This is a genomic window from Pseudooceanicola nanhaiensis (genome assembly GCF_020171315.1).
Classification (GTDB): domain Bacteria; phylum Pseudomonadota; class Alphaproteobacteria; order Rhodobacterales; family Rhodobacteraceae; genus Pseudooceanicola; species Pseudooceanicola nanhaiensis_A.
In genome coordinates this window covers 13,850-28,097 of record NZ_JAIUZP010000020.1, presented here as the reverse complement: position 1 = coordinate 28,097, position 14,248 = coordinate 13,850, and the positions used below count along the sequence as shown (strand labels likewise).

The window sequence follows — 14,248 nt, the reverse complement described above, 5'->3', positions numbered from 1 at the left end:
CCTATTTCAGCAGATTGGGAAGGGTCATCGAGAAGGCCGGGACATAGGTCACCAGCATCAGCGCGACGAAGATCGCAGCGTAGAAGGGCCAGATCGTCCGCACGGCCTGTTCGATGCGGATGCCGCCGACGACGCAGCCCACGAAGAGGCAGGCCCCCACCGGCGGGGTGCACAGGCCAAGGCCGAGGTTCATCATCATGATGACGCCGAACTGGGCGGGGTCCATGCCGATCCCCACCACCACGGGCAGGAAGATGGGCGTGCAGATCAGGATCAGCGCCGCCATGTCCATGATCATCCCCAGAACCAGCAGCGTCAGGTTCAGCAGCAGCAGGATGACGAAGGGGTTCGACGAGATCGAGGTGACGAAGGAGGCCAGGTTGTCCGGCACCCGGTAGAGCGCCAGCAGGTAGGCAAAGGACGAGGCGGTGGCCACCAGGATCATGACGAGCGCGGTGGTGCGCACGGCCGAGCGGACCGCCAGCTTGAACCGGGGCCAGGTGAGTTCGCGGTAGACGAAGGTCGTGACCAGGATGGCCCAGATCGCGCCGAAGGCCCCGGATTCCGTCACCGTCATGACGCCCGACAGCACGCCGCCGACGATGATGACCGCCGTCAGCAGGCCCGGGATGGCCACGGCAAAGCTGATCGCCAGGGCGTGCCAGCCGGGAAACTCCTCGGCCGGGTAGCCGCGCCGGACCGCGATGTACCAGGCGACGACGCCGAGGCAGAGGCACATCAGGATGCCGGGCACGATCCCCGCGAGGAAGAGCTGCGACACGGACACGCCGCCCGCCGCCACCGCATAGAGGATCATGTTGTGCGACGGCGGGATGACGACACCGGCGACCGAGGAGGTCACGGTCACGTTGACGGCGTAATCCGCGTCATAGCCCTTCTCCTTCATCACCGGCATCAGGATCGAACCGAGCGCCGAGGTATCGGCCACGGCCGAGCCCGAGATGCCGCCGAAGAGCATCGAGGAGGCCACGTTCACCACGCCGAGGCCGCCGCGGGATTTGCCCACGGCCGAGGCCGCAAGGCGCACCAGACGGCCCGCGATGCCGCCCTGCATCATCAGTTCGCCCGCGAAGATAAAGAAGGGGATTGCCAGCAGCGAGAAGACCGAGATGCCGGACATGATCCGCTGGAACCCGATGAAGAGCGGCAGGCCCTCGTAGAGGAAGCCTGCCACGGTGGCGAGGCCAAGGGCGAAGGCAACCGGCATGCCCGAGATCAGGCCGAGGCCGAAGATGCCGAAAAGGATGGACAGGCCCATTCAGTGCTCCGTCGGGTCTTGGCCACGCAGCAGCATGGCGAGGTGGTAGAGGGAATAGAGGAAGCTGAGCGCGCCGCAGATCGCCATCGGCACCGCGCGCCAGCCCTCTGCGATGTTCAGCATCGGGATACGGCGGCGCCAGGTCTTCTCGGCCAGCTCGACGCCGTACCAGGCGAGGTAGGCGGCAAAGATCAGAACCCCGATCACGGCCAGCCAGCGCAGGGGGATGCGAACGGCGGGCGGCATCATCTCGCGGACGAAATCGATCGAGAGATGCGCCTTGTTCCAGACGCCGGCCGCCCCGCCAAGGAAGGTGATCCAGACCACAAGCAAAAGCGCGGCCTGCTCCACCCAGGTGGGCGTGTCGTTCAGGATATAGCGTCCGAAGACCAGCCAGCCGAACATGGCGATCAGCGTGACCAGCTGGACCCCGGCGACGGTGATGCACAGCCGCGCGGTCAGGTCGAGCGCCCGGAACACGGGGTCGCGGGGCGCGGGGGAAATATCAGAATTCATCCGGGTCTCCGAACAGAAATGCCCCGGCCATGGGCTGGCCGGGGCATCTGGATGGGATCACTTGCTGGACTGGATGTCCTTGATCAGGCTCTCAAGGTCCGGGTTGGCCTTGATGAAGCCTTCGTAGACCGGGGCCATGGCGTTCTGGAACGCGGCCGGGTCCTTGACCTCGTTGACCATCGAACCGGCGGCTTCGACCTTCTCGCGGCTCTTCATCTCGCGGTCGGCCCAGAGCTCGCGCTGCTCTTCGGCGGCGTGGACGGCGGCCTCCTTCACGATGGCCTTGTCCGCGTCCGACAGGCCGTCCCAGGTCGCGGTGGACACGCAGAGGCACTCGGGGATGATCAGGTGGTTGGTGATCGAGTAGTACTTGGCCACTTCGTAGTGGTTCGAGCTGTCGTAGGAGGGATAGTTGTTTTCCGCCCCGTCGATCACGCCGGTCTTCAGCGACTGGTAGACCTCGCCATAGGCCATCGGCGTCGCGTTGCCGCCCAGCTGGTCGACCATCTGCACGTAGAGGTCGTTGTTCATGACGCGGAACTTCATGCCCTTGACGTCATCGGGCGTCTCGATCGCGTGCTTGGTGTTGTAGAAGGACCGCGACCCGCTGTCGAACCAGGACAGCGCCACGAGGCCTTCCTCGGACAGCGCGTCCGAGAACCGCTGACCGATCTCGCCGTCCATGACGACGTGCATCTGGTCCACGTCCCGGAAGATGAACGGCAGCGACAGCACGTTGGTCGCCGGCACGATCTGACCCATGGGGCCCATGTTGAAGTTCGCGAAGTCCAGCCCGCCGTTGCGGACCTGTTCGATGGCGTCGGGCTGATCGCCCAGAACCGCGTTGTGATAGACCTGCGGCTCGATCCGGCCCTCGGTCTTCTCGGCCACTTCCTTCGCAAAGCTCTCAAGCGCGATGGAGTTCGGGTAATCCTCGGGGTGAATGTTCCAGCCGCGCCAGGTGTCGGCAAAGGCAGGAGCGGCCGTCAGGGCCGCGATGGCGCCGCACAGGGCGATCCGGGTGATAGTCATGGTCTTCCTCCCATACATCTGGCGGTTTGCCCGCCGATGGGCATGGTATGGATAATCATACGATGACTTGTCAACACATATGATGTATTTGGGGTGTGTTTGACAAATTGGCCCGGATTGAGCTTATGCTCGCTGACAGAAGGATGATCCCCATGGCAGAGAGCCCCCAGAAACGACCCTCGGCGCGCGGCAGGCGCAATCTGGTATCCGAAGTGGCCGCGAAGCTGCGGGAGCGTATCGAAAACGGTGACTTCGCCGTCGGGGATCGCCTGCCGTCCGAAGCCCAGCTGACCGAGGCCTTCTCTGTCTCGCGCACCGTTGTCCGCGAGGCCGTCGCCGCCCTGCGGGCGGATGGGCTGGTGGAACCTCGCCAGGGGGCAGGGGTCTTCGTTCTGGAGCCCCCGACCAGCGTGCAGCGGCCTTTCACCGTGGTGGATGTGGGCAAGATTTCCTCGATAATCGAGGTGCTTGAGCTGCGCACAGCGGTCGAAATGGAGGCGGCGGCCCTTGCCGCGGTCCGCCGGTCCCCCGCGCAGGAAGACGAGATCTACGAGGCCGAGGCCGAGATCCGCCGCCTTGCCCAACAGGGCCAACCCACGACCGAGGCCGACTTCCGCCTGCACCGCGCGATTGCGGTCGCGGCCAACAACCCGCGATTCGCGGAATTCCTCGATGTCATGGGGCAATCGGTGATCCCGCGCTCGGCCCTGCAGACCGCGAACGGGCCGCGCAGCCCCGATGCCTATATCAACATGATCTCGACCGAACACCGCGCGATTGCTGATGCTATTGCAGCAGGCGATGCCGACGCGGCGCGCGACGCGATGCGGGATCACCTGAAGGGCAGCCAGCAGCGTTACAGGGACTTGCTGCGGAATTCCTGAAATTCATCATACAAGTTGTTGACACTTATTTGGTGCCTCGGGTAGCTCTGTGCAGGAACAGACATCGGAGGACATCATGGACCCGCAAGACCTCAAGACATCTCTGGGCTCAGGGCTTCTGTCCTTCCCTGTGACGCCCTTCGGCACGGATGGCGCCTTCAACCGCCCCGTCTACGAGGCGCATGTCGGCTGGCTGTCGAGCTATCCCGCAGCCACGCTCTTTGCCGCTGGCGGCACCGGGGAATTCTTCTCGCTGAAACCCTCCGAGATCCCCGAGATCGTGCAGGCCGCCAAGGCCAGTGCGGGCAACGTGCCCATCGTCGCGGGCTGCGGCTATGGCACCGAGATCGCGGTCGAGATCGCGCAGGCGGCCGAGAAGGCCGGGGCGGACGGCATCCTGCTGATCCCGCACTACCTGATCGACGCCCCGCAGCAGGGGCTCTACGATCACGTCAAGAAGGTCTGCGACTCCATCGGGATCGGAGTCATGGTCTACAACCGCGACAATTCCATCCTGCAGCCCGACACGCTGGCGCGCCTCTGCGATGCCTGCCCGAACCTGATCGGCTTCAAGGACGGATCGGGCGATATCGGGCTGGTCCGTCAGGTCACCGCCAAGATGGGCGACCGGCTGATGTACCTCGGCGGGATGCCGACGGCGGAGCTCTTTGCCGAGGCCTACCTCGGCGCCGGGTTCACCACCTATTCCTCGGCCGTGTTCAACTTTGTCCCCGGTCTCGCGATCGAATTCTACGATGCGTTGCGCGCAGGCAACCGCGCCCGTTGCGAAGAAATCCTGAACGGGTTCTTCTATCCCTTCATGGAGATCCGCAACCGCTCCAAGGGCTATGCCGTGTCCGCGATCAAGGCCGGCGTCCGCCTGCAGGGCTTTGACGTCGGGCCGGTACGCTCGCCGCTGACGGATCTGAACGAGGAGGAGATGGGCATGATGGCAGACCTGATTGCCCCGTACAAAAAATGAAGATCGAGGCCGTTCGCACCCACCTTCTGGAACACAAGCTCGAGACGGCGTTCGAAAGCGCCTCGATGCGCTTCGACCGCCGCCAGCACCTGCTGGTCGAGATCCTCTGCGATGACGGCACCGTGGGCTGGGGCGAATGCCTCGGCCCCGCCAAGGCCAACCGCGCGGTGGTCGAGACCTATGCCAATTGGCTGGTCGGCATGGACCCGCTTGAGACCGAGAAGATCTGGGCCACGCTCTATAATGCGCTGCGCGATCAGGGGCAGCGCGGGCTGACCGTGACCGCCCTGTCGGGGATCGACGTCGCGCTGTGGGACATCAAGGGCAAGCGCTTTGGCGTGCCCGTCTCGACCCTGCTGGGCGGGCGGTTCCGCGATACGGTGCGCGCCTATGCCACCGGCGCCTTCAAGCGGGACGGGGTCGACCGGGTGGCCGACAACGCCGAGGAGGCCACGCGCCATCGGGCCGCGGGCTTCCACGCCATGAAGATCAAGATCGGCTTCGGCTTTGACGAGGACATGGCCGTGATCCGCGCGGTGCGCGAGGCGATGGGCCCGGACATGCGGCTGATGATCGACGGCAACCACGGCTATGACACGATCGAGGCGATCCGCGTCGGGCGCGCCGCCGCCGACTATGGCATCGACTGGTTCGAGGAACCGGTGACGCCCGAGCATCTGGCCGCCTACCGCGAGATCCGGGACAAGCAGCCGATCCCGGTGGCGGGCGGTGAAACCTGGCACAGCCGCTGGGGCATGCGTGAGCCGGTCGAGACGCGCTGCGTCGACATCCTGCAGCCCGACCTCTGCGGCTGCGGCGGCTTTACCGAGATGAAGCGCATCGCTGATCTGGCCGCGCTGCACAATATCCGCGTGGTGCCCCATGTCTGGGGGACGGGGGTGCAGATCGCGGCCTCGCTTCAGTTCATGGCGGCGATGGTGCCCAACCCCGTGCGCGTCAACCCGATCGAGCCGATCCTCGAATTCGACCGGACCGACAATCCCTTCCGGCAGGCGGTGCTGACCCGTCCCATTGAGCATGACAGCGGCGTGGTCACGATTCCCGACGGCCCCGGCCTGGGGATCGAGATCAACCGCGACGCCCTGCGCGACTTCGCGCCCAAGGAGGCCTGAGCATGGACCGCAAGCTGACCGGCACCCCGCCCGCCATCCGCCTGCCCGAAGGCGCCATCGACACGCAGTGCCACATGTATCTGCCCGGCTTCCCGGCCTTGCCCGGCGGCCCCGGCAACCCGCCCGATCCGCTGCCGACGCCGGACATGTACCTGCAGATGGCCGAGTGGATCGGCATTTCCCGCGTCGTTGTCACCCAAGGCAACGCGCAGCAGGGTGACAATTCCTGCCTGCTGGCCTGCCTCGCGCAGCTGGGGGACCGGGCGCGCGGCGTCGCCGTGATCGACCGCGACACCTCTGAGGCCGAGCTGGACCGCCTGTCGGCCGCAGGCATCGTGGGCGCACGGATCATGGACCTGCCCGGCGGCGCCGTCGGCCTGTCGCAACTGGAGGAGGTCGACGCCAAGGCCGCCGCACGCGACTGGGTGCTGGCGGTGCAATTCGACGGGTCTGACATTCTGGAGCACGAGCAGCGCCTTGCGGGGCTGAAGAGCCGCTGGATCCTCGATCACCACGGCAAGTTCTTCAAGGGTGTCACGCCCGACAGCGCGCAGGCCGACGCCGTGCGCCGCCTGCTGGACGGGGGGCGCTGCTGGTACAAGCTGGCGGGCTGCTACGAAAGCTCTCTGACCGGCGGGCCGGACTTTGCAGACATCGCCGCCATGACCCGTGCCATGGCCGCCCATGCGCCCGACCGGCTGATCTGGGGCACTAACTGGCCGCACAATCTGGCCAAGACCGCCGCCGACTATCCCGATGACGGGGCCCTGACCGACACGGTTCTGGGCTGGCTGGACGAAGAGACGATGATCCGCACTGTCCGCGACACGCCCGCGGCGCTCTTCGGGTTCTGACCTGTCGGTGCACACCGGGCCCGCATCGGGCGCGGTGTGCACTGAGTGTTAAACATAATATGTCTTACGAGTGATGCCCGCTGCGCCCTCAGTCGTCGATCAAATGGGGCCTGATGTCGCCAGCTTCGGCCCGCTCGCCATGCGGTCCATTGCAATTCTGGGCCTGATCTAAGGCGCCGGCGCTCTGCGGATCGCTTAACGACAGACCGACGAGATTTCCCGCGCCGCCTTGTTCACCTGCAATTGCAGGCGCTGAAGCTGCGGCGCGTCGTCATCGGTGGCAGAGAGCGCGACGCCGACAGACCCGATGACCGCACCGGCCTTCTCGCGGATCACGCAGGCCACTGCGACTTCCCGCTCCCGAAACTCCCGGTCTTCGACCGCGAAACCATGGCGCCGGATCTGGCGCAGGCTTTCCACAAGCTCCCCCAGCGAGGTGATCGTGCGTTCGGTGAACCCGGGCAGGCCGTGATCCGCCACGACGCGCGCGATCTCCGGCTCGGGCAGCCATGCGAGGATCGCCTTGCCGAGCGCGGTGGCATGGGCGGCGGACACGATCTCGGAGCGTTCTGGGCGCAGGGCAGAGCTGCCCGTCACCTCGCACAGCACAGCCAGATCGGTATCCTCGAAGGCCGCAAGGCGCACGGTGGCGCCGGTCTCTTCCGCCAGCTTTTCGAGGAAGGGCCGCGCCGCGCGCACGAGGTCGAAGCGCGCACCGCGCATCGAGGCGACCTCGGACAGGCGGGGGCCGAGGAAATAGGCGCGCGGCTTGTCCAGCTTGGCGACATAGCCGCGCCGCAGGAGCGTGTTGAGCAGGTGGTGACAGGTAGACACCTTGAGCCCGGTCATCCGCGCGATGTCCTGCAGCCGCAGTTCCTGCTTGGCCTCGGCCAGCACCTCGATCAGGTTGATGGCCCGGTCCACCGCCTGCACCGTGGTCTGGTCGCCGGACTTCTCGGCCGCGGCCTCCCAGCCGGGGGCGGCAGGCGCATGGGCATCCTCCATCGAGACCTTGGTGCGGTCAGCGGTGATGTCCGCGGGTTCCAGCCGGTGCGCGGAGGCGATTTCAATGTCTTGTGCCATGCCTGTCCTCAGGTTTCCCGGCTGCTCCCGCCATCATGGGGCGTCGCCGCCGTCAAGGCAAACCGATTGCTGCGCGCAACCACGAGGGCGGCCGCGGTGATACCGACGCCCAGCAGGGTAACCCCGGTCCAGCCGAAGAAGTGCCACGCCTGACTGCCCGCGAAGGTCCCCATGGCCGCACCCGCGAAGCGGATCACCATGTAGATCGTGTTCATGCGGTTGCCCGCCTGCGGCTCCAGTTGCAGAACCTCCGACATGGAGGTGACATGCGAAACCTGCATCCCCAGATCAAGCAGCACGACCGCCGGAATGACCCAGTAGAGCGGCCCGCCTCCCAGCCCCATCAGCACGAAGGCCGCGACCATGAGCGCGCCGCTCACCGCGAGGATCGTGTCGGAGCTGAGCCGTTCCGACAGCCGCCCCGCCATCGGCGCGGCCAGCACGCCAACCGCCCCGATCAAGGCCAGCAACCCGACGACCACGGTGGCCTCGCCCTCGATGGAGCGCTCGACGTGGAAAATGATCGTGGTCCAGAAAAGCGAGAAGGCCCCGAACTGCAGGGCCGCGACACAGGCCAGCACCCGCAGCCGCGAATGGCGCAGGAACAGCACGCCGAGACTGGACAGCAGCCCGCGATAGCTGCCCGTGAACGTGGGCTCCATCACAGGCAAGGCCCGGCGCAGCAGCACCAGAAGCACCAGCATCAGCCCCGCCGCGACGAGGTAGAGTGTCCGCCAGCCAATCGTGCCGCCCACGACTCCGCCGACGAAACGCGACAGGATGATGCCGAGCAGAAGCCCACCCATCACAAGGCCCACGGCCCGCCCAGCCTGCCCCTTGGGCGCAAGCTTCGAGGCGATCGGCGGCAGGAACTGCGGCACGACCGAGGAGAAGCCCACGAGGAAACCCACCAGCATCAGCGGGTGCAGTGCGGGCATCAGGGCAAAGGCCACCAGCATCCCGCTGGAAGCTACTAGCAGCACGGAAATGATCCGCCGCCGCTCGATCATGTCGCCGAGCGGCAGCAGCAACAGCAGCCCCGCCGCATAGCCGACCTGCGTCAGCGTGGCGATCAGCGCCGCGGCCCGCTCGGAGGTGGAGAAATCCTCGGCGATCTCGGCCAGCAGCGGCTGATTGTAGTAGTTGTTGGCCACGACCAGACCGGCCGTGACCGCCATCAGCCAGACGAGGCGCTGGAACGCCGGGCCTGCGCTCTCCGCGCGATCACCAGGCAATGTCGGGGTATCCCGCATCGGCCATCAGGCGCGGCCCGCGTTCGCGAATTTCGGCCAGTGCCTTTGCGGCGCCGCTCGCGTCCACCAGCCTGCCGCCCCGCTTGCGGATCTCGCCGTCGATCAGAACCGTGTCGACGTTGCCGGGATGGGCAAACATCGCCACGGCGTTTTCCGGGTTCAGCGCGGGAGTCATGTTCCAGTCGTCCCGGCGCAGCAGCACGATATCGGCCTTCTTGCCCACGGTGAGCGAACCGATCTTGTCCTCCATCCCCATGACGGCGGCGTTGTTGAGGGTCGCCCATTTCAACGCCTCGCCGGTGGTGATCTTCTCTTTCTGGTAGACGCCGCCGCCGGTCCCGATGGTCTTGAGGTTCTCCGCCTCGAAGGCCGCGGCTTCGGGGTTGGTGCCCTCTTCCAGCTCTCGCTGGGTCTGGACGTTGCGATAGAAGCGATCCGCCTGAAGCGAGATCCGCAGGGTCGAGAACATGTCGCCCCCCACGCCGACCTCACTGTCATTGGCCACCGAGGGCCGTCCGCCCTGCGCCGCGACCCGCCCCACCAGCGGGGGCACGCCATGGCCGCGCAGCTCGACCGGCGGCGTCGCGGTGATCGTGCCACCGGACTCCACCAGCAGGCGAATTTCCTCGTCCGAGATATAGTTGGCATGGACGACATTGTGCCGCTCGGGCAGCAGGCCCTCCTTGGCGAGGTCGAGGTAGCCACCGGGGTTCAGCCGGTTGCGCCGGCCCCAGACATGGGCGGAGGAGATCAGCCCCAGTTCCTTCGCGAGGGCGAAGTCCTTCCGGCAGACGTCGATGGTGGAATAATCCGGCCCCAGCACGCACATGGCCAGCGTGACGAGCGCATCGTCCGAGGCCAGCCGCCCCTTGCGCAGCCGCTCGATATGCTCGCGCGGATGGGGGATTTCCGAGAAGTGCGGCTCGCCCGGCTTGGGCTTCGGCTTCACGGTGCCATGACCGAAGAGCGCCCGCACGCCAGAGGCCATGAGCCCGTCGATGGCGGCGTCGCTGTGCTCCGGCGTCGGGTTGTTGTGACACCAGTCGAAGACGGTCGTCGTGCCCGCGTCGATCATCGAATAGCCGCCCGCCGTCTCGGACCAGAGCAGGTCATCGGGCGTGTAGCGCGGGGCGGCGCCCGCATGCAGGTAATTGTAGTAATCCGCCCCGCCAAAGTTCGAGCCGATGCCGCGGATCACCGTCTGCCAGAGGTGGTTGTGCGCGTTCACCAGCCCGGGAATGGCGATCATGCGGTCCGCCTCGATCACCTCCGCGTCCTCGACCGCGAGATCGGGGCCGATGGCCGCGATCCGGTCCCCCTTCACGAGGATGTCCCCGCGCGACAGGTTCCCGACCTCCGGGTCGACCGAGACGATGGCCGCCCCTCGAATCACATAATCCGCCATTCCAGCACCTTTTTCACAATCTGAAATTATCGGAGCAAATTCCGAAACTCACCCTGACTATTCCCCGGTCATTTTTCAGAGACAAGAGGAAATCCGGTGATTTTTTTCACGAAACGCGTTGACAGGCGGGTTTGCATCCAGAGATGCTGAAAAAGAACTCAGATATAATTTCACAATGGGAAAAATGCAGTGTTAGCTTTTGCGCTGAAACGTCTCGGCCTCACCCTGCTCGTTCTGGTCAGCGTCTCGATCATCACCTTCTCGCTGGTGCGGCTGGCGGGCGATCCGGCCATCGCGCTTGCCGGGCCCGAGGCCACGTCGGAGGAAGTGGAGGCGGTGCGCGCCGCCTATGGCTTCGATCGCCCCCTGCCCGCGCAATATGCCACCTGGCTGGGTGATGTGCTGAAGGGGGACCTCGGCTTCTCGAACATCCTGCAACGCCCGGTGCTAGAGGTGGTGATGGAGCGCCTGCCGGTCACCGCCAAGCTGGCGGGGCTGTCGGTGCTCTTCGCGCTGATCGTTGCCATCCCGCTTGGTGTCGTGGCCGCGGCCAAGCGCAACACGATCGTCGACCGGCTGGCGCTCTCAATCGCGGTGGTGGGACAGGCGCTGCCGAACTTCTTCTTCGCACTGGTACTGATCCTCGTCCTCGGCGTCGGGCTCCGCTGGCTGCCGATCTCGGGGGACAAGACCTTCCTGCATTACATCATGCCCGCCATCGCACTGGGTTATTTCGCGACGCCCGCGATCATGCGCCTGACCCGGGCCGGCATGATCGAGGTGCTGGACAGCGACTACATCCGCACCGCCCGCGCCATGGGCCTGCCCCGCAGCCGGGTGGTGATGAAACACGCGCTGCGCAATGCGCTGATCCCCGTTGTGTCGCTGACTGCGGTTCAGCTGGGCTTCATGCTCTCGGGGTCGATCATCGTCGAATCCGTCTTCTCCATGAACGGCATCGGCCGTCTGGGTTGGCAGAGCATCCAGCGGACCGACCTCGAGGTGATGCAGGCGCTCGTCCTGATCATCTCGGTGATCTACCTCGCCCTCAACTACATGGCTGACCTGCTGAACGGTCTGCTCGACCCGCGCCTGCGGGTGCAGTGACCGGACGGAGACCCAAGACATGACTGCAACCGACATTTCCCCACAGGCCGCTCCGGCCATCGAGGCCGCCCCGCGCCCCGCCTCGGACATCTGGCGCCGCGGGCGCCGTCACACCGGGCTGCTCATCGGTGGCGGGCTGGTGCTGATGATCGTGCTGATCGCGCTGCTGGCCCCGGTGCTGGCACCCCACGATCCCTACCTGCAGGACCTCAACAACCGCCTCGTCTCGCCGATCTGGGGCGAGGGCGGCAGCTGGACCCATCCGCTCGGCACCGATGCGCTTGGCCGCGATTACCTCTCGCGGCTGCTCTACGGCGCGCGCATCTCGCTGCTGATCGGCTTTGGCGCCACGGTGATTGCCGGCGTCATCGGCACCACCATGGGCGTGCTGGCCGGCTACTTCGGCGGCAGGATCGACTTCATCGTCAGCTTCATCGTCAACGTGCGCCTTGCCCTGCCCGCCATGCTGGTGGCGCTGGTGGTGGTCGCGCTGGTGGGCGGCTCGCTCAACGTGGTGATCTGGACGCTGGGCTTCCTCGTCTGGGACCGCTTCGCCGTGGTCATGCGGGCCGCGACCCAACAAATCCGCTCGCTCGACTACCTCTCGGCCGCGCGTGCGGCGGGGGCCTCCGTCGGGCGCATCCTGCTGACCGAGGTGATGCCCAACGTCCTGGGTGCCCTCATCGTCGTGGCCACGCTGGAGATCGCCCAGGCGATCCTCTTCGAGGCCGCGCTCTCCTTCCTCGGGCTTGGCGTGCAGCCGCCCACCCCCTCCTGGGGCCTGATGATTTCCGAAGGGAAAAGCCACATGTTCTTCCGCCCCTGGGTGATCGCGCTGCCCGGCGCCGCGCTCTTCATCCTCGTGCTGGCCATCAACCTTCTGGGCGACGGCATCCGTGACGTCACCGCACCGGAGGGCCGGACATGAGCCTGCTGACCGTCGAGAACCTGACCATCGACATCGCCCATCCGCGCGGCACCCTGCACGCGGTGCGCGGTGTCTCCTTCCACGTGGAAAAGGGCGAAACGCTCTGCATCGTGGGGGAAAGTGGCTGCGGCAAGTCGCTGACCTCGCACGCGCTGCTGGGGCTGTCGCCCCGGGTGGCCAAGGTCGAGGCCGGGGCGCTGTCCTTCGACGGCACCGACCTGCGCCGCCTGAAGGAGCGCCAGTGGCAGAAGCTGCGCGGGCTGAAGATGTCGATGATCTTCCAGGACCCGATGACCTCGCTCAATCCCAGCTTCACCATCGGGTCGCTGCTGGAGGAGGTCTATATGCGCCACCATCCCGGTGGCCGCTCCGCCGCGCGGGCGCGGGCCATCGAGATCCTCAAGAAGGTAGGTATGAGCAACGCCGAAGAGCGGCTGCACCAGTATCCGCACCAACTCTCGGGCGGGCTGCGCCAGCGGGTAATGATCGCCATGGGGCTGATCTGCGGCCCCGACCTGCTGATCGCGGACGAACCGACGACGGCGCTCGACGTGAACATCCAGCTTCAGATCCTGCGCCTGATGCAGCAGCTGAAGGAGGAAATGGGCCTGGGCATCATCTTCGTGACCCATGACCTCGGCCTTGTGGCGCGTTTCGCGGACCGGGTGGCGGTGATGTACGCGGGCCGGATCGTCGAAACGGCGCCGGTGGCAGAGCTCTTTGCCAACCCCTGCCACCCCTACACCCGCGCGCTGATCAACTGCATTCCGGTGCCGGGCAAGACCCGGCCGGGCGAGCCGCTTGGCGCCATTCCTGGTGTCGTGCCCTCGCTCATCGGGCCGCAGTCGGGCTGCGCCTTCCGCGACCGCTGCGCCCATGCCACGCCGCTCTGCGCCAAGACGCTGGAGCGCAAGCGGGACGGCGCTGCCCATGTCTATGAGTGCCACTACACCCCCGAGGAGACCGCGGCATGAGCGATGACATCCTTCTGAGCGCCCGCGACATCCGCCGCGACTTCCGCGTCTCCGCAGGTTTCGGCAAGCGCGCGCGCACCGTTTCTGCCGTGCGGGGCGTCAGCCTCGACGTGAAGAAGGGCGGCGTGCTGGGGATCGTGGGGGAATCCGGCTGCGGGAAATCCACACTGGCGAAGATCCTGCTGGGCCTCGACGAGGCCACCAGCGGCGAGGTTCTGTTCCAGGGCAAGACCATGGCCGGCATGAACCGCAAGACGCGGGCCCGCCATATCCAGCCGATCTTTCAGGATCCCTACCTCTCGTTGAACCCGCGCAAGCGGGTGGACACGATCATCGGCCTGCCGCTGCGTGTCGCCGGCGTGCCGGAGCGCGACATTCGCACCCGTGTGGCCGAGATGATGGAGCTGACCGGCCTGCCCCTGCGGCTGGCGGGCACCTTCCCCAGCCAGATGTCGGGCGGCCAGCGGCAGCGCGTCGCCATCGCGCGCGCCCTGATCTCGCGCCCGGAACTGGTGGTCTGCGACGAGCCGACCTCGGCGCTCGACGTCTCGATCCAGGCGCAGATCCTGAACCTGCTGCAGGACCTGCGGCGCGAGCTGGGCCTCACCTATGTCCTCATCTCCCACAACCTCGCCGTGGTCGAACATATCGCGACTGAGGTCATGGTGATGAACCACGGCGAAGTGGTCGAGCACCGCCCGACGGCGGAGCTCTTCGCCCGTCCCGGCTCTGCCTACACGCAGATGCTGCTCGACTCGATCCTCACACCGGAACCCGGCAAGGGCCTGCCGGAGATTGCACTGACCGACGCCTGACAG

General features: G+C 66.3%; 14 protein-coding genes. 8 read left to right on the top strand and 6 right to left on the bottom strand.

The genetic code is table 11. The features are described 5' to 3' along the window. Nucleotide 1: 1 nt before the first annotated feature. From LCM32_RS21490 to LCM32_RS21480, 3 genes are read right to left on the bottom strand one after another with little or no spacing between them, the layout of a single operon-like run. The gene (locus tag LCM32_RS21490) at nt 2–1,279 is read right to left on the bottom strand and encodes a TRAP transporter large permease (RefSeq protein WP_224823139.1); all 1,278 of its coding nucleotides are present in this window, start codon (nt 1,277–1,279) and stop codon (nt 2–4) included. Then, the gene (locus LCM32_RS21485; protein WP_224823138.1) at nt 1,280–1,795 is read right to left on the bottom strand and encodes a TRAP transporter small permease; all 516 of its coding nucleotides are present in this window, start codon (nt 1,793–1,795) and stop codon (nt 1,280–1,282) included. Between the two features lie 57 nt (nt 1,796–1,852). After that, nucleotides 1,853–2,827 (bottom strand): TRAP transporter substrate-binding protein, encoded by a 975-nt coding sequence (locus tag LCM32_RS21480; RefSeq protein ID WP_224823137.1) that lies wholly within the window; start codon nt 2,825–2,827, stop codon nt 1,853–1,855. Between the two features lie 152 nt (nt 2,828–2,979). Here LCM32_RS21480 and LCM32_RS21475 point away from each other — a divergent pair, with 152 nt between their 5' ends. From LCM32_RS21475 to LCM32_RS21460, 4 genes are all read left to right on the top strand, one after another. Then, nucleotides 2,980–3,711, top strand: a complete 732-nt coding sequence (locus tag LCM32_RS21475; protein ID WP_224823136.1) for a FadR/GntR family transcriptional regulator — start codon at nt 2,980–2,982, stop codon at nt 3,709–3,711. Between the two features lie 76 nt (nt 3,712–3,787). Beyond that, a complete protein-coding gene (gene kdgD / locus LCM32_RS21470; RefSeq protein ID WP_224823135.1) occupies nt 3,788–4,693 on the top strand; it encodes a 5-dehydro-4-deoxyglucarate dehydratase in 906 nt (301 codons plus the stop codon). After that, nucleotides 4,690–5,826: a mandelate racemase/muconate lactonizing enzyme family protein gene (locus tag LCM32_RS21465; protein ID WP_224823134.1), complete on the top strand. Its 1,137-nt coding sequence runs from the start codon at nt 4,690–4,692 to the stop codon at nt 5,824–5,826. Before kdgD ends, LCM32_RS21465 begins: the two co-directional genes overlap by 4 nt. Nucleotides 5,827–5,828: 2 nt before the next feature. Next, nucleotides 5,829–6,680, top strand: a complete 852-nt coding sequence (locus LCM32_RS21460) for an amidohydrolase family protein (RefSeq protein ID WP_224823133.1) — start codon at nt 5,829–5,831, stop codon at nt 6,678–6,680. 195 nt (nt 6,681–6,875) lie between these two features. Here the strand turns inward: LCM32_RS21460 and LCM32_RS21455 are convergent, their stop codons facing one another. The 3 genes from LCM32_RS21455 to LCM32_RS21445 are packed head-to-tail and all read right to left on the bottom strand — an operon-like array spanning nt 6,876 to nt 10,421. Continuing rightward, a complete protein-coding gene (locus LCM32_RS21455; protein WP_224823132.1) occupies nt 6,876–7,763 on the bottom strand; it encodes an IclR family transcriptional regulator in 888 nt (295 codons plus the stop codon). Between the two features lie 8 nt (nt 7,764–7,771). Beyond that, on the bottom strand, nt 7,772–8,998 hold the full coding sequence (locus LCM32_RS21450; protein WP_224823131.1) for an MFS transporter: 1,227 nt from the start codon (nt 8,996–8,998) through the stop codon (nt 7,772–7,774). Next, on the bottom strand, nt 8,988–10,421 hold the full coding sequence (locus LCM32_RS21445; RefSeq protein WP_224823130.1) for an amidohydrolase family protein: 1,434 nt from the start codon (nt 10,419–10,421) through the stop codon (nt 8,988–8,990). Before LCM32_RS21445 ends, LCM32_RS21450 begins: the two co-directional genes overlap by 11 nt. 189 nt (nt 10,422–10,610) lie before the next feature. Here LCM32_RS21445 and LCM32_RS21440 point away from each other — a divergent pair, with 189 nt between their 5' ends. The 4 genes from LCM32_RS21440 to LCM32_RS21425 are packed head-to-tail and all read left to right on the top strand — an operon-like array spanning nt 10,611 to nt 14,245. Further along, nucleotides 10,611–11,528 carry an ABC transporter permease gene (locus tag LCM32_RS21440; protein ID WP_224823129.1) on the top strand — a complete coding sequence of 306 codons (918 nt, stop codon included), beginning with the start codon at nt 10,611–10,613 and terminating at the stop codon, nt 11,526–11,528. Nucleotides 11,529–11,547: 19 nt separating this feature from the next. After that, a complete protein-coding gene (locus tag LCM32_RS21435; protein WP_224823128.1) occupies nt 11,548–12,456 on the top strand; it encodes an ABC transporter permease in 909 nt (302 codons plus the stop codon). Continuing rightward, a complete protein-coding gene (locus LCM32_RS21430) occupies nt 12,453–13,430 on the top strand; it encodes an ABC transporter ATP-binding protein (RefSeq protein WP_224823127.1) in 978 nt (325 codons plus the stop codon). Before LCM32_RS21435 ends, LCM32_RS21430 begins: the two co-directional genes overlap by 4 nt. Then, nucleotides 13,427–14,245 carry an ATP-binding cassette domain-containing protein gene (locus tag LCM32_RS21425; protein WP_224823126.1) on the top strand — a complete coding sequence of 273 codons (819 nt, stop codon included), beginning with the start codon at nt 13,427–13,429 and terminating at the stop codon, nt 14,243–14,245. Before LCM32_RS21430 ends, LCM32_RS21425 begins: the two co-directional genes overlap by 4 nt. Nucleotides 14,246–14,248 lie beyond the last annotated feature (3 nt).

Bases quoted from the DNA above. Each gene is read 5' to 3' on its own strand.
- LCM32_RS21490 (WP_224823139.1), bottom strand. From the start codon at position 1,279: ATGGGCCTGTCCATCCTTTTCGGCATCTTCGGCCTCGGCCTGATCTCG.
- LCM32_RS21485 (WP_224823138.1), bottom strand. From the start codon at position 1,795: ATGAATTCTGATATTTCCCCCGCGCCCCGCGACCCCGTGTTCCGGGCG.
- LCM32_RS21480 (WP_224823137.1), bottom strand. From the start codon at position 2,827: ATGACTATCACCCGGATCGCCCTGTGCGGCGCCATCGCGGCCCTGACG.
- LCM32_RS21475 (WP_224823136.1), top strand. From the start codon at position 2,980: ATGGCAGAGAGCCCCCAGAAACGACCCTCGGCGCGCGGCAGGCGCAAT.
- kdgD (WP_224823135.1), top strand. From the start codon at position 3,788: ATGGACCCGCAAGACCTCAAGACATCTCTGGGCTCAGGGCTTCTGTCC.
- LCM32_RS21465 (WP_224823134.1), top strand. From the start codon at position 4,690: ATGAAGATCGAGGCCGTTCGCACCCACCTTCTGGAACACAAGCTCGAG.
- LCM32_RS21460 (WP_224823133.1), top strand. From the start codon at position 5,829: ATGGACCGCAAGCTGACCGGCACCCCGCCCGCCATCCGCCTGCCCGAA.
- LCM32_RS21455 (WP_224823132.1), bottom strand. From the start codon at position 7,763: ATGGCACAAGACATTGAAATCGCCTCCGCGCACCGGCTGGAACCCGCG.
- LCM32_RS21445 (WP_224823130.1), bottom strand. From the start codon at position 10,421: ATGGCGGATTATGTGATTCGAGGGGCGGCCATCGTCTCGGTCGACCCG.
- LCM32_RS21435 (WP_224823128.1), top strand. From the start codon at position 11,548: ATGACTGCAACCGACATTTCCCCACAGGCCGCTCCGGCCATCGAGGCC.
- LCM32_RS21430 (WP_224823127.1), top strand. From the start codon at position 12,453: ATGAGCCTGCTGACCGTCGAGAACCTGACCATCGACATCGCCCATCCG.
- LCM32_RS21425 (WP_224823126.1), top strand. From the start codon at position 13,427: ATGAGCGATGACATCCTTCTGAGCGCCCGCGACATCCGCCGCGACTTC.